This window comes from Streptomyces sp. DSM 40750, from assembly GCF_024612035.1.
Classification (GTDB): Bacteria; Actinomycetota; Actinomycetes; order Streptomycetales; family Streptomycetaceae; genus Streptomyces.
In genome coordinates, this window is sequence record NZ_CP102513.1 from 2,700,331 (window position 1) to 2,718,348 (window position 18,018).

At 72.1% G+C, this 18,018-nt stretch carries 15 protein-coding genes; 5 read left to right on the forward strand and 10 right to left on the reverse strand.

What is annotated here, in order from left to right:
- Positions 1-279 precede the first annotated feature (279 nt).
- The 3 genes from JIX55_RS12055 (at position 280) to JIX55_RS12065 (ending at position 5,283) form a co-directional block, all read left to right on the forward strand.
- Positions 280-2,082, forward strand: a complete 1,803-nt coding sequence (locus tag JIX55_RS12055) for a glycoside hydrolase family 15 protein (RefSeq protein ID WP_257569307.1) — start codon at positions 280-282, stop codon at positions 2,080-2,082.
- A gap of 147 nt (positions 2,083-2,229) precedes the next feature.
- Positions 2,230-3,612, forward strand: a complete 1,383-nt coding sequence (locus JIX55_RS12060) for an FAD-binding oxidoreductase (protein WP_257563296.1) — start codon at positions 2,230-2,232, stop codon at positions 3,610-3,612.
- Between the two features lie 21 nt (positions 3,613-3,633).
- Entirely contained in the window at positions 3,634-5,283 is a 1,650-nt protein-coding gene (locus tag JIX55_RS12065; RefSeq protein WP_257563297.1) for a PucR family transcriptional regulator, read from the forward strand.
- Between the two features lie 166 nt (positions 5,284-5,449).
- On the opposite strand, the gene JIX55_RS12070 is transcribed toward JIX55_RS12065, so the two are convergent.
- The 5 genes from JIX55_RS12070 to JIX55_RS12090 form a co-directional block, all read right to left on the reverse strand.
- On the reverse strand, positions 5,450-6,586 hold the full coding sequence (locus tag JIX55_RS12070) for a glycosyltransferase family 4 protein (RefSeq protein ID WP_257563298.1): 1,137 nt from the start codon (positions 6,584-6,586) through the stop codon (positions 5,450-5,452).
- 337 nt (positions 6,587-6,923) lie between these two features.
- On the reverse strand, positions 6,924-8,666 hold the full coding sequence (gene recN, locus JIX55_RS12075) for a DNA repair protein RecN (protein WP_257563299.1): 1,743 nt from the start codon (positions 8,664-8,666) through the stop codon (positions 6,924-6,926).
- A gap of 146 nt (positions 8,667-8,812) precedes the next feature.
- Positions 8,813-9,718, reverse strand: a complete 906-nt coding sequence (locus JIX55_RS12080; RefSeq protein ID WP_257547052.1) for an NAD kinase — start codon at positions 9,716-9,718, stop codon at positions 8,813-8,815.
- The gene (locus JIX55_RS12085) at positions 9,715-10,530 is read right to left on the reverse strand and encodes a TlyA family RNA methyltransferase (RefSeq protein WP_257563300.1); all 816 of its coding nucleotides are present in this window, start codon (positions 10,528-10,530) and stop codon (positions 9,715-9,717) included. Before JIX55_RS12085 ends, JIX55_RS12080 begins: the two co-directional genes overlap by 4 nt.
- 7 nt (positions 10,531-10,537) lie before the next feature.
- The gene (locus tag JIX55_RS12090; RefSeq protein WP_443046405.1) at positions 10,538-10,879 is read right to left on the reverse strand and encodes a hypothetical protein; all 342 of its coding nucleotides are present in this window, start codon (positions 10,877-10,879) and stop codon (positions 10,538-10,540) included.
- Between the two features lie 42 nt (positions 10,880-10,921).
- Here JIX55_RS12090 and JIX55_RS12095 point away from each other — a divergent pair, with 42 nt between their 5' ends.
- Positions 10,922-11,269 carry an SCP2 sterol-binding domain-containing protein gene (locus JIX55_RS12095; protein WP_257563301.1) on the forward strand — a complete coding sequence of 116 codons (348 nt, stop codon included), beginning with the start codon at positions 10,922-10,924 and terminating at the stop codon, positions 11,267-11,269.
- Here JIX55_RS12095 and JIX55_RS12100 read toward each other — a convergent pair.
- From JIX55_RS12100 to JIX55_RS12115, 4 genes are all read right to left on the reverse strand, one after another.
- Positions 11,253-12,221 (reverse strand): ABC transporter ATP-binding protein, encoded by a 969-nt coding sequence (locus tag JIX55_RS12100; RefSeq protein WP_443046406.1) that lies wholly within the window; start codon positions 12,219-12,221, stop codon positions 11,253-11,255. The genes JIX55_RS12095 and JIX55_RS12100 overlap by 17 nt on opposite strands.
- A complete protein-coding gene (locus tag JIX55_RS12105) occupies positions 12,218-13,267 on the reverse strand; it encodes a FecCD family ABC transporter permease (RefSeq protein WP_257563303.1) in 1,050 nt (349 codons plus the stop codon). The genes JIX55_RS12100 and JIX55_RS12105 overlap by 4 nt, the downstream gene beginning before the upstream one ends.
- Positions 13,268-13,296: 29 nt before the next feature.
- Positions 13,297-14,340: a FecCD family ABC transporter permease gene (locus JIX55_RS12110; protein WP_257563304.1), complete on the reverse strand. Its 1,044-nt coding sequence runs from the start codon at positions 14,338-14,340 to the stop codon at positions 13,297-13,299.
- Positions 14,341-14,474: 134 nt separating this feature from the next.
- Positions 14,475-15,539: an HAD hydrolase-like protein gene (locus JIX55_RS12115; protein WP_257563305.1), complete on the reverse strand. Its 1,065-nt coding sequence runs from the start codon at positions 15,537-15,539 to the stop codon at positions 14,475-14,477.
- Positions 15,540-15,631: 92 nt separating this feature from the next.
- Between JIX55_RS12115 and JIX55_RS12120 the strand changes: the two genes are divergently transcribed.
- Positions 15,632-16,924: a DUF1015 domain-containing protein gene (locus JIX55_RS12120; protein ID WP_257563306.1), complete on the forward strand. Its 1,293-nt coding sequence runs from the start codon at positions 15,632-15,634 to the stop codon at positions 16,922-16,924.
- An 81-nt stretch (positions 16,925-17,005) separates the two neighbouring features.
- Here JIX55_RS12120 and JIX55_RS50870 read toward each other — a convergent pair whose 3' ends face one another.
- Positions 17,006-17,857 carry a hypothetical protein gene (locus JIX55_RS50870; RefSeq protein WP_306820112.1) on the reverse strand — a complete coding sequence of 284 codons (852 nt, stop codon included), beginning with the start codon at positions 17,855-17,857 and terminating at the stop codon, positions 17,006-17,008.
- Positions 17,858-18,018 lie beyond the last annotated feature (161 nt).

The following is an 18,018-nucleotide window of genomic DNA, read 5'->3' on the forward strand; positions in this document are numbered from 1 at the left end:
CCCTCCGGTGCGTCGTATCCTCTTCGGACACTCGCTGCCGAGCCCGGCCGGCGCGACGGCACCACCCCAGCCCGTCTCCGGCAATCACGAGAACTCGTCAGTTCGTTGAGCAACGACCGCCTCGAATGCGTTGAGGATCGTTGAGCGACATCGCATGACACCGTCCCTTGGATCAGTCTGGAATCATGGATTCTTTGTCGATCCCTTGGGTTCCTTGACCGCACACCGCACAGCGACCGCCCCTCGGGGGGCGACGTGGCCGTTCGACTGGAGTTGCACGTGGCCGGGCGCATCGAAGACTACGCACTCATCGGAGACATGCAGACCGCAGCCCTGGTCTGCCGGGACGGCACGGTCGACTGGCTGTGCCTGCCCCGCTTCGACTCCCACGCCGTCTTCGCCGGACTGCTCGGCACGGAGGAACACGGATTCTGGCGCCTGGGCCCCGCCCACGCGTCGGACGCGCAGCCGCCGACGGCCTCCCGCCGCCGGTACCGCGGCGACTCGCTGATCCTGGAATCCGAGTGGGACACCCCGCGTGGCACGGTCCGTGTGACCGATTTCATGCCACCCCGTGACGGCGCCCCGCAGCTGATCCGGATCGTCGAGGGCGTCAGCGGCCGGGTGCCGATGCGCTCGGCGCTGCGCATGCGCTTCTCGTACGGGCGGGTCGTGCCCTGGGTGCACAAGCACGAGGGCCGCACGGTGGCTGTCGCCGGGCCGGACTCGGTGTGGTTCGACACCGAGTGCGAGACGTACGGCAAGGCGCTGACCACGTACGCCGACTTCACGGTGACACCGGGTGACCGGATCGCGTTCACGGTCTCCTGGGAGCCCTCGCACAAGCAGCCCCCGCCGCTGCCGGAGCCCGAGCCGTCGCTCCAGGCCACCGAGGAGTTCTGGCACGACTGGGTGGAGCAGTGCACTTACCACGGCCCGTACCGCGAGGCGGTGATCCGCTCGCTGATCACCCTCAAGGCCCTGACGTACGCCCCGACCGGCGGCATCGTCGCGGCGCCGACCACCTCGCTCCCGGAGCACATCGGCGGTGTCCGCAACTGGGACTACCGCTACACCTGGCTGCGCGACGCGGCCATCACCCTCTCCTCGCTGCTGCGCACCGGCTACCGCGACGAGGCCCGCGCCTGGCGCGAGTGGCTGCTGCGGGCGGTCGCCGGCGACCCGGAGAACCTGCAGATCATGTACGGCATCGCCGGTGAGCGAGAGCTGGGCGAGGCCGAGCTGGAGTGGCTGCCCGGGTACGAGAACTCGGGCCCGGTCCGGGTCGGCAACGGCGCCGCGCACCAGCTCCAGCTGGACGTGTACGGCGAGGTCACCGAGGCCCTGCACCTGGCCCATATGACGGGCCTGGCCCGCAACGACTACGCCGCCCTCCTCCAGCTGAAGCTGATCCGCTACCTGGAGGACCACTGGGACGAGCCGGACGAGGGCATCTGGGAGGTACGCGGCCCGCGCCGCCACTTCGTGCACTCCAAGGTCATGGCCTGGGTCGCCGTGGACCGCACGATCAAGCTCATCGAGTCCGGCGACGCGGACGGCCCGCTGGAGAAGTGGCGCGAGCTGCGCGACGACATCCACCGGGACGTGTGTGAGAAGGGTTACGACAAGGAGCGCAACACCTTCACACAGTCGTACGGCTCGAAGGAGCTGGACGCCTCGCTGCTGCTGATCCCGCAGATGGGCTTCCTGCCGCCGGACGACAAGCGGGTCATCGGCACCATCGAGGCGATCCAGCGCGAGCTGTCGACCCCGGACGGCTTCATCCTGCGCTACCCGACCTCCGGCGAGGAGGAGGGCGTGGACGGGCTTCCGGGCGACGAGGGCGCGTTCCTCGCCTGCTCGTTCTGGATGGCCGACGACCTGGCGATGATCGGCCGGGTGGACGAGGCCCGCAAGCTCTTCGAGAAGCTGCTCTCCCTCCGCAACGACCTGGGTCTCCTCGCCGAGGAGTGGGACCCGGTGCTCAAGCGCCAGGTCGGCAACTTCCCGCAGGCGTTCAGCCACGTGCCCCTCATCGACACGGCCCTGCGGCTGACCGCCTCGGGGGCGTACGGCGGCTGACCGCACCGTCGGATCCGTCGCATACGGCGGCGGATCGCCCGGCCCCGGCGCCGGGTTCCCGTGCCACGCGCAGAACAGGACCGACCCGCCGCCCCCGCCTAGCCTGGAAGTAGTCCTGTCCCCTGGCTGAAAGGGGGGCGTCTTGCGATGGCTCCCTTCTCGAAGGCGCACGCTGCCCTCGCCTCACTCCGCGAGGATCTGGCCGGCGACGTGTACGCCCCGGCGGATCCGGGTTACGACGAGGCCCGGTCGGTCTTCAACTCCATGATCGACCGGCGTCCGGCCGTGATCGCGCAGTGCGTGAACGAGGCCGATGTCGTGCGTTCGGTGCGCTTCGCCCGTGATCTGGACCTGCGGATCGCCGTACGCGGCGGCGGCCACAGCGTGGCCGGAATGGCGCTGAACGACAACGGGCTCGTCATCGATCTGCGCCGGATGCACGCGGTCACGGTCCATCCCGGGTCCATGAGCGTCCGGGTCGAGGGCGGCGCCACCATGAGCCATCTCGACCGCGCCACCGAGCCCTACCGTCTCGCGACCACCGGCGGCCGAGCATCGACCACGGGAGTCGGCGGCTTCGTCCTCGGCGGCGGCAGCGGCTGGCTGGACCGCGCCTTCGGGCTCGCCGTCGACAACCTGCTCGGCGTCGAGCTGGTGACCGCCGACGGCCAGACGGTCCGGGCGAGCGGCGAGGAGAACCCGGACCTGTTCTGGGCGCTGCACGGCGGTGGCGGGAACTTCGGGGTCGCCACCGCGCTCACCCTCCGGCTGCACGAACTGCCCGCGTTCGCCATCGCCCTGCTGCTCTACCTCCCGGAACGCGGCCCCGAGGTGGTGCGTGTGTACCGCGAGGTCGTCGAGACCGGCCCGCCGGAGGTGAGCGGCGGTGTCATCTATCTCACCGCCCCGCCCGAGGAGTTCGTCCCCGGGCATCTGGTGGGCAGGCTCGCGTGCGGTGTCCTCCTGACGTACGCGGGCACCGAGGACGACATGCTCAAGACCGCCGAGCCGCTGCTGGCGCTGCCGCACGAGGCCGAGGTGGTCGGCGCGATGCCGTACGCGGACGCGCAGTGCATGATCGACGATCCGCCGGGCATGCGGAACTACTGGTCGGCGGAGTATCTGACCGGACTGCCGGACGAGTTGGTGGACGTCTTCGCCACCCGCGCCTGGACGATGCCCGTGCCGACCGGCACCCAGCACGTGCTCTTCCCGCTGGGCGGTGCGATCGCCGACGGCCCCGCCCACTATCCCGTGCCGTACCGGAACTCCCCCTGGGTCGTGCACCCCTTCGGCATCTGGGAGGACCCGGCGGACGACGCGCGGTGCGTCCGGTGGGTACGGGACGTCCGCGCCGACGTCCGGCCGTGGAGCACCGGGGCGGTCTACCTCAACTTCGTCGGCGACGAGGGCGCCGACCGGGTCGTGGCCGGCCTCGGCGTCGACAACTACCGGCGGCTGACCGCGGTGAAGACCGTGTACGACCCCGACAACGTCTTCCGCTTCAACCACAACATCCCGCCGGCGTGACGAGCGGGTACCGTCCGGTCCATGGACACCCGTGACACCCGCGCCCCCGGTGACGGCTCCGAGGCGCAGGGCGGCATCACCGTGCGGCGGGCGCTGGAGCTGCCCGGGCTGCGCGGCGGGCTGCCGGAGATCCTGGCCGGCGCCGACCGGCTGCACCGGACCGTGCGCTGGGTGCACGCGGGCGAGGTCCCGAACATCGCCTCGCTCCTCAAGGGCGGCGAACTGCTGCTGACCACCGGGTACGGGCTCGGCACCCGCCCCGCCGACCAGCGGGCGTTCGTCCGGACCCTGGCCGAGCGCGGCATCGCGGCCCTCGTCATCGAACTGGGCCCCCGCTTCGCCCGCCTCCCCGCCGCCCTCGTCGAGACCGCGCGCTCGGCCGGTCTCCCCCTCGTCCAACTGCACCGCGAGGTGGCGTTCGTGACGGTCACCGAGGAGATCCACACCGAGATCGTCAACGGCCACTACGCGCTCCTCCAGCAGGCCGAGGAGGTCCACCGCCGCTGCACCGAGGCCCTGCTCGGCGGGGGCGGAATCCCCCAGGTCCTCGGCATCCTGGCCGACTTCAGCGGCAACCCGGTCTTCCTGGAGACCGCCGACGGCCGGCTTCTGTACGCCGCCGGGACCGGTCCGGCGGGCACCGATCCGCTCCAGGTGTGGGAGGGGCTGCGTGCCCAGCACAAGGACGAGCCGCCGACCGGGACGGCCATCGTCGACGTACCGGGCGGCGGCCAGGGCGCGGGCTCGGTACGGGCCCGCCTGGTCCTCCTCCCCGTCGTCGCCCCGCCGGCCCCCGTGCACCGGATCGCCGCCGAGCGGGCGGCCGGGGTCCTCGCCGTCGTCCTGATGCAGGCCAGGCAGGAGGAGGAGTTGGCGGCACGCGGGCGCGGCGACTTCCTCAGCGACCTCGCCGAGGGCCGCGTCCGGGCGGCGGACGCCCCTGCACAGGCCCGCGTCCTGGGCTTCAAGCCGGGCGGCGGCCCCCTGCTGCCGGTGGTGATGCGGCTCGCCGACGACCTCTCCTTCGGCGGCGGCTGGGCCGTCCTGGCCCGCGCCGTGGCCGAGGAGTTGGCCTCGGTGGGCGTCCCCGTCCTGCTCGGCGTAAGACCGGTCGAGGGCCGCGTCCCGCTGCTGCTGGGCCTGCGCGCGGAGTCGGAGCGCCCGGCGATCGCGGACAAGGTCGCGGCGGCGCTGCGGGCCGGTGTGGAGCGTGCCGGGATGCAGCGGCCGGGCGGCCTGCCGCCCGTGGTGGTCGTCGGGGTGCCCGGCGGCTGGGCGGCCGCCTCGGCCGGCCTCAGACACGCGGCGGAGACGGCGACGGCCGCGCGGGGTCTGGCCGACCGCCCCTGGTACGACGCCCGGCGCCTCGACATCGACCTGCTGCTGTGGCGGCTGCGCGACCACCCCGACCTGGCCGCCTTCGTGGACCGCGCGATCGGCCCCCTCCGCGACCACGACGACCGCGCCAAGCCCCCGCTGCTGCCCACCCTGGAGACCTATCTGGCCCACGCCGGCCGCAAGGCGGAGACCGCCCGCGAACTGCACCTCAACCGCCAGACCCTCTACAACCGCCTCGCCCGCATCGGCGAACTCCTCGGCACCGACCTGGACGACCCGCAGGCGGTACTGGCCCTGAGCCTGGCACTGCGGGCCCGCAGACACGTCACCTGAAGCCTGGGGCATGTCGTTCGGATCACGCCGTGGCCGCGCGGCCGGCACACCCTCCCCCACGCCCGGCTCCGCTCGCGCGGGAGGTACCCCCGTCGGCCCGCTCACCGGCGGACATCAGGCGCCGTGGCCCGAAGTCGGCAGGATCCGAACGACAGGCCCCAGCCGGTCAGGTGAGCGGCCTCCACCGCGTCAACTCGTCGTAGACGCTGAGCACCTGCGCCACCGTCTCGTCCTCGGTCGGCCAGGTGCCGGCCTGCCGCGTGCCCCGCTCCGCCAGCGCCTCACGCAGGTCGGGGTCGTCGAGAAGGCGTACGACGGCTGTGGCAAGTGCGGCGGCATCGCCGTACGGAACGAGTTCGGCGCCGTCGCCGACCAGGTCGGGCACCGATCCGACGGCGGCCGCGACGAGCGGCACGCGCGCGTGGAGCGCTTCCTGAGCCAGGACCGAGCGGGCCTCGGGGCCACCGGGCAGCAGCGCGAGATCGGCGCCGGCGATCAGCTCGGAGATGTCGTCACGCCGCCCCACGAGCCGGACGGGCAGTTCCTCGTCCTCGATGCGCCGCTGAAGGACGCTCCGCAGCGGCCCCTCGCCCGCGATGACGAGCAGCGGCACGGGGTCGAGGCCGCGCCACTCCCTGGCCGCGTCCAGCAGCGTGTCGTATCCCCGGTGGCGGTCGAGCGTGCCGACGGCCATGAGCAACGGGCGGTCGGTGGCGCCGAGTTCGGCCCGGACCTTGGAGGAGGGCCGCTCCTCGTCGCGGTCGGCGTCGTTCCGGCGCGGCGCGGGCAGGGCGACGGCGGCGAGCCGGGCGTCGCGTGCGCCCCGGCTGCGGGCCCGGTCGACGAGGTCGGAGGTGGTGCCGAGGACCACGGCGGCGGCCTTGACGACCCGCCGCTCCAGCAGCCGCAGCAGATGCGCCCGCGCGCCCTCCGCGTACGAACGCGTGTGCCAGGTGACGACGAGCGGGGTGGTGCGCCGGCCGAGCGCGAGCGTGGCCCGGAAGCCGGCGTGCAGCCCGTGGGCGTGCACCAGGTCGGCGTCCGCGCAGGCGCTGCGCAGGCTGGCCACCGAGGCCGGGTCGCTGCTGCGGGGTACGTGGACGTGGTGGGCTCCGACGCCGGTGAAGTCGTACACACCGTCGGTCTCGGTGGGGGCGCACACGGTGACCCGTACGCCCCGGGCGACGAGACCCGAGGCCAGCGACCGCACATGCGCGCTGCTCACCGCGCTGCCGCCGCCGAGCACTTGCACGGTTCGCAGCGGCGACTGGCCGTGTGGTGAGTGGCTGCTCACGTGGCTCACGTGGCCGGGGCTCCTGGTTCGGGGTCGGACGGTCACGAAGAAACGTACAGAAGGATCCCGTGGTGGGGGTGGACCGTACGAGGCGCTTCCGTGTGGTCCACGCAGCACGTCCTGCTACGTCGTTCCTGTCCAAGGATGCCAGGCCGCAAGGGTGTTCCGGGACAGCCGTACGGGGCGGGTGCCGGAGTGCCGGGCAACCCCGGACCCAGGGTCACCCACACGAGTGAACTCCCGCACGAGGTTGCCCCTCGGGGCGACTCCCGCCCCACTCCTTCCCGCCGAGTTCACCGCCCCGTTCGCCCACGGTCGGCGAACGCGGCGGTCCCGGGCCCTCGCCCTACGCGTCCGCGCGGGCCGCCGCCAGCAGCTCCTCCGCGTGCGCCCGCGCCGTCTCCGAGTCCTCCTGGCCGGCGAGCATCCGCGACAGCTCGCGCACACGGTCCTCGCCCTCCAGGACCTTCACACCGGACCGGGTCACGGAACCGTCGTTGGTCTTCTCCACCAGCAACTGCCGGTCGGCGAAGGCGGCCACCTGCGGCAGATGTGTGACGACCACGACCTGGGCAGACTTGGCGAGCCGTGCGAGTCGCCGCCCGATCTCGACCGCGGCCTTGCCGCCGACACCGGCGTCGACCTCGTCGAAGAGATACGTCGGCACGGGATCCGTCCCGGCGAACACGACCTCGACGGCCAGCATCACCCGAGACAGCTCACCGCCGGACGCGCCCTTGGCGATGGGCCGGGGCGGCGCTCCCGGGTGCGGCGCGAGCAGCAGCTCGACCTCGTCGGCACCGGACGGCCCGTACGCGACCGTACGCCCGCCCACCTCGACGCCCTCGGGATCCTCACTCTGCCGGATCTCGAACGACACGCGCGCGTGCGGCATGGCGAGCGAGGCCAGCTCGGCCGTGACGGCCGCGGCGAACCGCTCGGCGGCCTCCGCCCGGGCGTCCGTCAAGGCCTGTGCGAGACCGCCCAGTTCGGCCCGCAACGCGTCCCGCTCGGCGGTCAGCTCGTCGATCCGCTCGTCGTCACCGTCGAGTTCGGTGAGCCGCTGGGCGCCCTCCTCGGCCCAGGACAGCACCGAGGCCGTGTCCTGACCGTACTTCCGGGTGAGCGCGTTCAGGGCGGCCCGCCGCTCCTCGACGGCCGCCAGCCGCCGCGGATCGGCGTCCAGGTCGTCGGCGTACCCCGCCAGCTCCCCCGCCACATCACCCAGCAGGATCCCGATCTCCCCGATCCGGTCGGCGAGCGCGGCCAGCGCCGGGTCGTGCGACCGCACGGCCTCCAGCGCCCGGTGGGCACCCGCGACGAGCGTCGTGGCGTCCACGCCCTCCGGATCCTCGGGATTGCCCGCGAGCGCGGCGTGCGCGGCCGTCGCGGCGGACGCCAGCGCCTCGGCGTGCCCGAGCCGCTCGGCCTCCTCGGCCAGCTCCACGTCCTCGCCGGCCCGCGGCTCGACGCCCGCGATCTCGTCGAGCCCGTACCGCAGCATGTCGGCTTCCTGGGCCCGCTCACGCGCGCGCGTGACGATCTCGTCGAGTTCGGTGGCCACGGCCCGCAGCCGCCGGTAGGCCTCGCCGTACTTGGTGAGCGGCACGGCGACCGCGTCGCCCGCGTACCGGTCGAGCGCCGCCCGCTGCCGGGACAGCTTCAGCAGCCCCTGCTGGTCGGTCTGGCCATGCACGGCCACCAGTTCGTCGGCCAGCTCCGCGAGCACTCCCACGGGCACGCTGCGCCCGCCCAGGTGCGCCCGTGACCGTCCCTCGGCGGAAACGGTACGGCTGATCAGCAGCGCCCCGTCGTCGAGTTCGGCGCCGGCCTCCTCGGCCCGCACGATCGCCGACGCTCCGTCGGGCACGGCGATCCGGCCCTCCACGACGGCGTTCTTCGCACCGATCCGCACGAGCGCCGGGTCCGCCCGCCCGCCGAGCAGCAGGCCGAGGCTGGTGACCACCATGGTCTTGCCCGCACCCGTCTCACCCGTCACGGCGGTGAAGCCGGGCGACAACTCGACGACCGCGTCGTCGATGACTCCGAGCGACCGTATCCGCATCTCCTCCAACACGCCCCCGACCATACGAGGTTTTCCCGGGCCCGTGCGACGCCGCCCCCGCTTAGAGAGCTGGGCGTTACTTTCCCGGGGCAATCCTCGTTCGCCTGACGGCTCCCCGTTGACGCGGGGGTGGCCCGGCGCTCGGCTCCACGCAAAGCGCCGGGCGCTTTCTAATGCCGAGCCCCCCGCCATCCGGAAACCGGCAACGCGAACTTCGCCACCAACCGGTCCGTAAAGGACGCATGGTGCAACCGAGCCAGCCGCACAGGCACAGCCCCCCGCCGTACCTCGACCCGCGCCCCCGGCGGCAACTCAACCGTCCGCCGCCCGTCACACCAAAGAACCCCAGGCGGAATATGCGGCAGCACCTCCACCGCCAGCACCGAATTCGGCGATGTCACCAACGGCTTGGCGAACAGCGCGTGCGCACTGATCGGCACCATCAGCAGCGCCTCGACCTCCGGCCACACCACGGGCCCGCCCGCGGAGAACGCGTACGCCGTGGACCCGGTCGGGGTCGACAGCACGATCCCGTCGCACCCGAACCCGGTGACGGGCCGACCGTCGATCTCAAGGACGACTTCCAGCAGCTTCTCCGCGCCCGCCTTCTGCACGGCCGCCTCGTTCAGCGCCCAGTCCGTGTGGACGATGTTCCCGTTCTGATGAACGACGACATCGACGGTCATACGCTCCTCGACCTCGTAGGACTTGGTCACCACGCGGTCGACGACCTTGTCGAGGTCGTCACGCTCGGCCTCCGCGAGGAAGCCGACGCTGCCGAGGTTGACGCCGAGCATCGGCACCCCGGACGCCCGGGCGAACTCGGCGCCACGCAGCAGCGTGCCGTCACCGCCGAGGACGATGAGCAGCTCGCACCCGTCGAGGCACTGCGGGGTGGCCTCCTTGACGAGCTCCACCTCCTCCGGCACCGGGATGTCCTCGGCCTCGTGCTCCAGGACCCGCACGCCGATGCCGTGGTGCAGCAGCCCCTTGACGACGAGCTCGGCGCTGCGGATCGCAGCCGGCCGCCCGGTGTGAGTGAGCAGGAAAACAGTTCGAACTCGGTCCTGAGTCAACGCGGCCCCTCCGCAACTGCTCGGTCGACGTCGGCCGGGTCCAGCGCGGGTGCCCCGGCACGCAGCCACAGAAAGTACTCGACATTGCCCGAGGGCCCGGGCAGCGGACTGGCCGTCACACCCTTCACCCCGAGCCCCAGCTCCCCGGCCCGCCGGGCCACCCCGCGCACCGCCTCGGCGCGCAGCTCCGGACTCCGTACCACTCCCCCACTGCCCAGCCGCTCCTTACCCACCTCGAACTGCGGCTTGACCATCATCACCAGATCGGCGTCAGGCTTCACACACCGCACCAGGGCGGGCAGTACCAGGCCGAGCGGGATGAAGGACAGATCCCCCACGACAAGATCCACAGGCTCCCCATCGATCGCTTCGAGCGTCAACTCGCGTACGTTCGTACGGTCCTTGACGGTGACGCGTTCATCACTCCGAAGAGTCCAGGCGAGTTGTCCGTATCCGACGTCCACGGCGACGACGTGCGCGGCCCCGGCCCGCAGCAGTACGTCGGTGAAACCGCCGGTGGAGGCGCCGGCGTCCAACGCCCGGCGGCCCTCGACGGCCAGCCCCTGTGGGACGAAGACCTCGAGGGCGCCCGCGAGCTTGTGGCCGCCTCTGGACACGTACTCCGGGTCGCCGTCGTCGCTCACGACGACGATCGCGGCCGCGGTCTCCACTTGCGTGGCGGACTTGGTCGCGACGGTCTTGCCGACGGTGACCCGCCCGGCGGCGATCAGCTGGCTCGCGTGCTCACGCGACCGCGCGAGCTTCCGCCGGACCAGTTCGGCGTCCAGACGGCGGCGTGCGACTCCTGCCACGGTGGGTTCAGCTCCTGCTCTCGTACGTCCGTGGGGGCACCGGAGGACCCGGGCGGGCGTCGAGCGCGGTGAGCGCGTCGCGCAGCCCCCGATGTACATCCTCGTACACCTCCACATGGCCGTCGGTGGCGAGGTGGTCGGCGTCGGCCAGCCGGTCGAGGGCGGCGTCGACGTCGAGATGGCCGGTGGCGGTGCGGGGCACGTTCAGCGGGGCCGGGGCGGCGGGGGCGTCCTCGGGTTCGACGACCGCGGGCTCCGGCTGCGGGCCGGGCTCGCCGACCACACCGGCCTCCATCCCCGGAACCACTGCTTCCGCCCCGGCCTCGACCTCGGGCAAAGAGTCGCTCATGCCCAGACGCTACCGCGAAGCTCTGGGGTACCGTCGATCGCGATGGCAACGATTGAGGAGTGCCGCGCCGCGCTCGAAAAGCTCTCGGACAACATGGCAGGCGCCGACGGACACGTGGGTGAGGCGACGGCTCTCGACCGCTCGGTGAGCTGCCATGTCAAGGATCTCGACGTCACCTTCGTGGGACGTATGCGCGACGGCCGGATCGAGGTGCACGACACCCTTGAGGGGCCGCCGCCGGAGAAGGCCCAGATCCGGCTCGCCATGACGGGCGACGACCTGGTGAACCTCGTCGACGGCGAACTGAACTTCGCCAAAGCCTGGGGTTCGGGCCGGGTCAAGCTGGAAGCGGGCTTCCGGGACCTGTTCCAGCTCAGGAAACTTCTGTAGCCGCCACCTTCTCGATGCCCGTCCGCTCGATGCCCGTCCGCGCCCTGCGCGCCGCCGGCACCACCAGCGGTGTCCCCGTCTCCGGGTCGTCGATGATCTGGCAGCGCAGTCCGAAGACCTCCTCGACGAGCTCGGCCGTGACGATCTCGGAGGGCGCGCCCTCGGCGATCACCGAGCCGCCGCGCAGGGCGATGAGGTGGGTGGCGTAGCGGGCGGCGTGGTTGAGGTCGTGCAGCACCGCGACCAACGTGCGGCCCTGCTCCTCGTGGAGTTCGGCGCACAGGTCGAGTACGTCGATCTGGTGCTGGATGTCGAGGAAGGTGGTCGGCTCGTCGAGCAGCAGCAGCGGGGTCTGCTGGGCGAGCGCCATGGCGATCCAGACGCGCTGACGCTGGCCGCCGGACAGCTCGTCGACGTAACGGTCGGCCAGCTCGGAGACCCCGGTCGACTCCATCGACTCCCGGACGATCCGCTCGTCCTCGGTCGACCACTGCCGCAGCAGCCCCTGGTGCGGGTAGCGGCCGCGGCCCACGAGGTCGCCGACGGTGATCCCGTCGGGCGCGATCGACGACTGCGGCAGCAGGCCCAGTGTCCGCGCGACCTTCTTGGCGGGCATCGACTGGATGACCTGCCCGTCGAGCAGCACCCGCCCCCGGGACGGCTTCAGCATCCGCGACAGGGCGCGCAGCAGCGTGGACTTGCCGCAGGCGTTGGGGCCGACGATCACGGTGAACGAGTTGTCGGGGATCTCCACCGACAGCTGCTCGGCGATGACCCGCTGGTCATAGGCGAGGGTGACGTTCTCGGCGGACAGGCGGTTCACAGTGCTCCTCTTGTTGTTCTCGTTCGCCGACGCGCTGGTGCCCGGCCCTTCCGGCTTCGGCCCGTTCGACCTGTGCCCGTTCGACCTGTGCCCGTTCGACCTCTGCACGTTCGGCTCGGGGCGGCTCATATCCGCCCGGCCTTCCGCTCGGTGACCAGCAGCCACAGCAGATAGACGCCGCCGAGTACGCCGGTGACGACGCCGACGGGCAGCTGGTCGGCCCCGAAGGCCCGCTGCGAGGCCCAGTCGGCGACGATCAGCAGGGTCGCGCCCATACACATGGAGGGCACCAGGTTCGGACCGGGCGAGCGGGTCAGCCGCTTGGCGAGCTGGGGCGCGGTGAGGGCGACGAAGCTGACCGGCCCGGCGGCCGCGGTGGCCCCGGCGGTGAGCAGCACGGCCGACACCATCAGCAGCAGCCGTACGCGCTCGACGCCGACCCCGAGGGCGTACGACACGTCGTCGCCCATCTCCATCATCCGCAGCCCGCGCGCGTTGCCGAGCACCAGCGGCACGAGGATCGCGCACATGATCAGCAGCGGCCAGACCTGGGACCGGTCACGGCCGTTGAGGGAGCCGGTCATCCACACGACGGCGCGGGCCGCGTCGACGAGGTCGGCCTTGGTGATCAGATAGCCGTTGACCGCCGTGACGATCGCAGAGACACCGATGCCGACCAGCACGAGCCGGTAGCCGTGCACGCCCCGCTTCCAGGCCAGCACATAGATCGCGAGGCCGGTGACCAGGCCCCCGACGAGTGCCCCGAGGGCGACCTGGTTCGCGCTCCCGGAGAACAGCACGATCATGACCAGTGCCCCGGCGGTGGCGCCCTGTGAGAGGCCGAGCACGTCCGGACTGCCCAGCGGATTGCGGGAGATGGACTGGAACAGCGCCCCGCCGAGGCCGAGCGAGGCCCCGACAAGGAGTCCGACCAGAACTCTTGGCAGCCGCAGCTCGTTGACGATGAACTCCTGGCCCGCGTCGCCGCTGCCGAGCAGCGTCTTGAGGACGTCGCCGGCCGGGATGGGGAAGTCCCCGGTCCCGATCAGTACGACACTCGCGGTCAGCGCCGCCAGCAGCAGCAGGACGACGACGGAGAACGCCCGCACGTCCAGGCGGACCGACAACCCGCCGGGGGTGCGGACCGCACGGTTGCGTGCGGCGGGCTTGCTCATGACGTGTGTCTCCCTCATGACCTGCGTCTTCACAGCTGCGCCGTCCTCCGCCGTCGTACGAGAAAGATGAAGACCGGCCCGCCGAGGATCGCGGTGACGATGCCGACCTGGAGCTCCGCGGGCCGCGCCACCATCCGGCCGATGACATCGGCGCCGAGCAGCAGCACGGGCGACAGGACGGTCGCGTACGGCAGGATCCAGCGCAGGTCGGGCCCGGTGAAGGACCGGACGACGTGCGGGACCATCAGCCCGACGAAGACGATCGGCCCGCAGGCGGCGGTCGCGGCACCGCACAGCACGGTGGCGGCGGCCATCGAGAGCGCCCGGGTGCGGGCGAGGTTGGCGCCGAGCGCGCGGGCGGTGTCGTCGCCCATGGCCACCGCGTTCAGCGGCCGGGCGAGCAGCAGCGCGACGACCGTGCCGACGGCGAGGAACGGCAGCACCTGCGTGATGGTCTCGTCGGTCGCCGAGGCCAGCGAACCGACCGTCCAGAACCGCATCTTGGAGAGCGCCGCATCGTCCATGATCATCACGGCCTGGAGATAGCCGTAGAGGGCGGCGCTGATCGCCGTACCCGCGAGCGCGAGCCGCACCGGCGTCGCACCCCGGCTACCGCCGAGGAACCAGACCAGCGCCCCGACCACGGCCGCGCCGGCGAACGCGAACCACACATACCCGGTCAGCGAGGTGACGCCGAAGAAGGTGATCGCGGTGACGACCGCGGCGGACGCGCCCGCGTTGATGCCGAGCAGCCCAGGGTCGGCCAGCGGGTTCCGGGTGAGCGCCTGGAGCACGGCACCGGCCAGCCCTAGCGCCGCTCCCGCGAGCAACCCGAGGAGGGTGCGCGAGATCCGCTCTCCGACGACGACGTCGCCGTACGTCCCCGTGTCCTCGAACAGGCCGTGCCAGACCTGCTCCAGTGACAGCTCTTTCGCACCGATCGCGATACTCGCGAGTGCCACCAGGGCGAGGAGCGCGAGGGACACGAGGAGCCCGACGGCTCGTATCGCCCGGCGGTTCGGAGGCGCGGGGGCGGTCTCCGCGCTCGGTTCAGGAGGACTGTCGACCAACACCTGGTTAGGTTAGCCTATCCTCTGCTTTTGGCTCGATCCCGTCCACGAACACCGCACGGGCGTACGGTAAAAGGCCATCTCATCCGGGCCGCAGGCACCGCATGGACCACCGGGCTCTCACGGACCTCAGTCACTCACAACCCCAGCCGTGCCAGCGCCTTCCCCCCGTCCAGCTCGCACGAGCCCTCCCCTGCCGCCGTCCAGGCCGCCGCGCACAGCGCCCGCAGCCCGTCCATCGCCTCACCCTCGCCGTCCAGTTCCAGCCTCCCCCACTCTCGGCTTCGCTCGAGCGGGGAGACCTCCGTGCTTCCGGCGGTCGCCGTCCAGCCGCCGCAGCGGAAGCCCGCGCCCGTCTCGACGACCTCGGGTTGCCCGGTGAGCATCCCGCGCAGATCGGCGTCGACGTACGTCGGCCGGTGCTGCGGCGGCGCGGCCAGGAGCTGCGCGCCGTCGGTCACCCCGGTCAGCACGAGCAGCGAGTCGACCGCCCCGTTGAACGCCCCCTCGATGTCCGTGTCCAGCCGGTCCCCGACCACCAACGGCCGCTCGGCACCCGTCCGCAGGATCGTCTCCCGGTGCATCGGCGGCAGCGGCTTGCCCGCCACCTGCGGCTCGGCCCCGGTCGCGATCCGGACGACCTGCACCGCCGCCCCGTTGCCGGGCGCGATCCCCCGCGCGCTCGGAATCGTCAGGTCGGTGTTGGACGCGAACCACGGCACCCCGCGCGCGATGGCATAGCTGGCCTCCGCGAACCGCCCCCAGGGCAACTCGGGACCGCCGTACCCCTGCACCACGGCCACCGGATCGTCGTCCGCGGACTCCACGGGCTCCAGCCCCCGCTCGCGCAGCGCCACCCGCAACCCCTCACCACCGATGACCAGCACCCGCGCACCGGCGGGCACCTGCTCGCTGATCAGCCGGGCCACGGCCTGCGCCGAGGTGATGACGTCACCGGCCTCGGTCGGTATCCCGAGCGCCGTGAGATGCGCGGCCACCGTGTCGGGCGTCCGCAGCGCGTTGTTCGTGACGTACGCGAGGTGCATACCGCCCGCGCGCGCCGTACCCAGGGACTTCACCGCGTACGGGATCGCGCTGCCGCCCGCGTACACCACCCCGTCCAGATCGAGCAGCGCCGTGTCGTACGCCTCGCTCAGGGCCTGCCCACTGCCGTCGGGCCGAGTCCTGACTGCCTGGCTCATTTGCACACCGCTCCTCGCTCGGTCGATCAACAATCGGCTGGATCACTCTCTCCGATCATCCCGCACAGCACTGACACACATACGATGCATCAATGAACTACGCAGGTCCCGCGGAGGAGATCCCGGCGCGCAGCGGCCTCGAACTGACCCCGTTCCGGGGCCTTCGCTACGACCCCGACCGGGTCGGCAGCCTGGCCGCCGTGACATCACCGCCGTACGACGTGGTCGTACGGCCGGACGGTCTTCTCCACCTCGAATCCGCCGACCCCTACAACATCGTCCGCCTGATACTCCCCCAGGCCGGGACCCCCGCCGCCCGCGACGACCAGGCGGCCGACACCCTGCGCCGCTGGCTCGCCGACGGCGTCCTGGCCCCCGACTCCGAGCCCGGCCTCTACGTCTACGAGCAGGCGGACGGCACCATCCTCCAGCGCGGCCTGATAGGCGCCCTGCGTCTGTCGGAGCCCTCCGCCGGCGTGGTCCTCCCCCATGAGGACGTCATCCCCCACGTCATCGCGGACCGCGCGGCCCTGATGCGCGCCACCTCCACCAACATGGAACCCCTGCTCCTCACCTACCGGGGCAACGGCGCCACGGCCGGCGCGACAGCCGTGGTCGAGCGCACCACTCGACGCGCCCCTCTCCTCGCCACGACCACGGAGGACGGCTTCAGCCACCGCCTCTGGGCGGTCACCGATCCCGCCGACCTCGCCGAGATCCAGTCGGACCTCGCACACCACCAGGCCCTGATAGCCGACGGCCACCACCGCTGGGCGACCTACCTCCGGCTACGTGCCGAGCACCCCTCTCCCAGCCCCTGGGACTACGGCCTGGTCCTCCTGGTGGACACCGCCCGCTACCCCCTCCGTGTCCGGGCGATCCACCGCCTCCTCCACCGACTGCCGGTCCCCGACGCACTGGCCGCCCTGGACGGCCTGTTCCGCGTACGGCACCTGGATGTCCCGCTCCCCGAGGCCCTGGAGGCCCTGGCTGACGCGGCCGCCACCGGCAACGCCTTCCTCCTCGCGGGCGACGGCGCCTTCCACCTCGTCGACCGCCCGGACCCGGACCTCCTCGCCCGTACGATCCCCGCCGACCGCCCGGCCGCCTGGCGCACGCTCGACGCGACGGTCCTGCACGCCACCCTCCTCGACCACGTCTGGCGGATCCCCGAGGACTCCCCGGCGCACGTCGCGTACATCCACGACACGGCCGCCACCGTCGAGAAGGCCCGGCGCGACGGTGGCACGGCCGTCCTGATGCACCCGGTCCGCGAGGAGCTCGTACGCGACCTCGCCCGCCAGGGCGTCACCATGCCCCGCAAGTCGACGTCCTTCGGCCCGAAACCGGCGTCGGGGCTGGTGCTGCGCACCCTGGAGCTCTGAGGACAACGGAGAGGACATAGGAAAGGGCGGGATCCCATGTAACGGGATCCCGCCCTTCACCGTCTTCTCTTCTGCCGAACGTCAGTCCTTGTCGTCCTCGACGTCCGCGACGCCCTCGACGTCCTTGTCTTCCTCGACGTCGGCGTCGGCGTTCACGTCGGCGTCACTGTCCTCGACGGCCGTGTGGTCCGCGAGGGACGACGCGCCCTGCGGCGCCTCGTCACCCTCGTGCTTGTTCTCGTCGTCCTCGTCCTCGACGAGGACGTCGACGAACTCGACACCGTCCATCTCCGCGAGCCGGTCCGACGCGTCCGTGCTGCTGTCCTTGTCGGCCTCGACGGCCTTGGCGAACCACTCCCGCGCCTCGCCCTCACGCCCGGCCGCGAGCAGCGCGTCGGCGTACGCGTACCGCAGTCGCGCGGTCCACGGCTGTACGGAGTTGGAGGCCAGCTCCGGGCTCTGCAGCGTCACGATGGCCGCGTCGAGCTGGTCCATGTCACGCCGCGCGCCGGCCGCCACGAGCCGCATCTCGACCTGACCGGCCTTGTCCAGCTTGTGCACCTCGGGTGCCCCGGCCATGTCCAGCGCCTTCTCGGGCCGCCCGAGACCACGCTCGCAGTCGGCCATGACGGGCCACAGGTCGACGTTGCCGGTCATCCGCCGGGCCGCTCGGAACTCCGCGAGCGCCTCGCTGAACTTCTGGTTCGCGTACGCGGCGAAGCCGGCCGCCTCACGCACGGCCGCGACGCGCGACGCCAGCCGCAGAGCCACCCGGGAGTAGCCATACGCGCCCTCGGGGTCCTCGTCGATGAGCCGCGCAACCATCACCAGGTTCTTGGCGACATCCTCGGCGAGCGTCTTCGGCAGGCTCTGCAGCTCCTGGCGTACGTCCTTGTCGATCTCCTCGCCCGTGACGTCCTCCGCGATCGGCAGCCGCTTGATGGGCTCCCGGTCCCGGTCCCGCTCGTCACGGAAGCGCCCACCACCGCGCCGGTCGTCGCCGCCCCGACGGTCGTCCCGCCCACGGAAGCCACCGGGCCGACCACCACGGTCATCCCGCCGCAAGCCCCCACGGTCGTCGTCACGCCGGAACG

What these genes read in the sequence shown, in the direction of transcription:
- JIX55_RS12060 (WP_257563296.1), top strand. Translation starts at nt 2,230, where the DNA reads ATGGCTCCCTTCTCGAAGGCGCACGCTGCCCTCGCCTCACTCCGCGAG.
- JIX55_RS12065 (WP_257563297.1), top strand. Translation starts at nt 3,634, where the DNA reads ATGGACACCCGTGACACCCGCGCCCCCGGTGACGGCTCCGAGGCGCAG.
- recN (WP_257563299.1), bottom strand. Translation starts at nt 8,666, where the DNA reads ATGGTCGGGGGCGTGTTGGAGGAGATGCGGATACGGTCGCTCGGAGTC.
- JIX55_RS12090 (WP_443046405.1), bottom strand. Translation starts at nt 10,879, where the DNA reads ATGAGCGACTCTTTGCCCGAGGTCGAGGCCGGGGCGGAAGCAGTGGTT.
- JIX55_RS12095 (WP_257563301.1), top strand. Translation starts at nt 10,922, where the DNA reads ATGGCAACGATTGAGGAGTGCCGCGCCGCGCTCGAAAAGCTCTCGGAC.
- JIX55_RS12100 (WP_443046406.1), bottom strand. Translation starts at nt 12,221, where the DNA reads ATGAGCCGCCCCGAGCCGAACGTGCAGAGGTCGAACGGGCACAGGTCG.
- JIX55_RS12105 (WP_257563303.1), bottom strand. Translation starts at nt 13,267, where the DNA reads ATGAGCAAGCCCGCCGCACGCAACCGTGCGGTCCGCACCCCCGGCGGG.
- JIX55_RS12115 (WP_257563305.1), bottom strand. Translation starts at nt 15,539, where the DNA reads ATGAGCCAGGCAGTCAGGACTCGGCCCGACGGCAGTGGGCAGGCCCTG.
- JIX55_RS12120 (WP_257563306.1), top strand. Translation starts at nt 15,632, where the DNA reads ATGAACTACGCAGGTCCCGCGGAGGAGATCCCGGCGCGCAGCGGCCTC.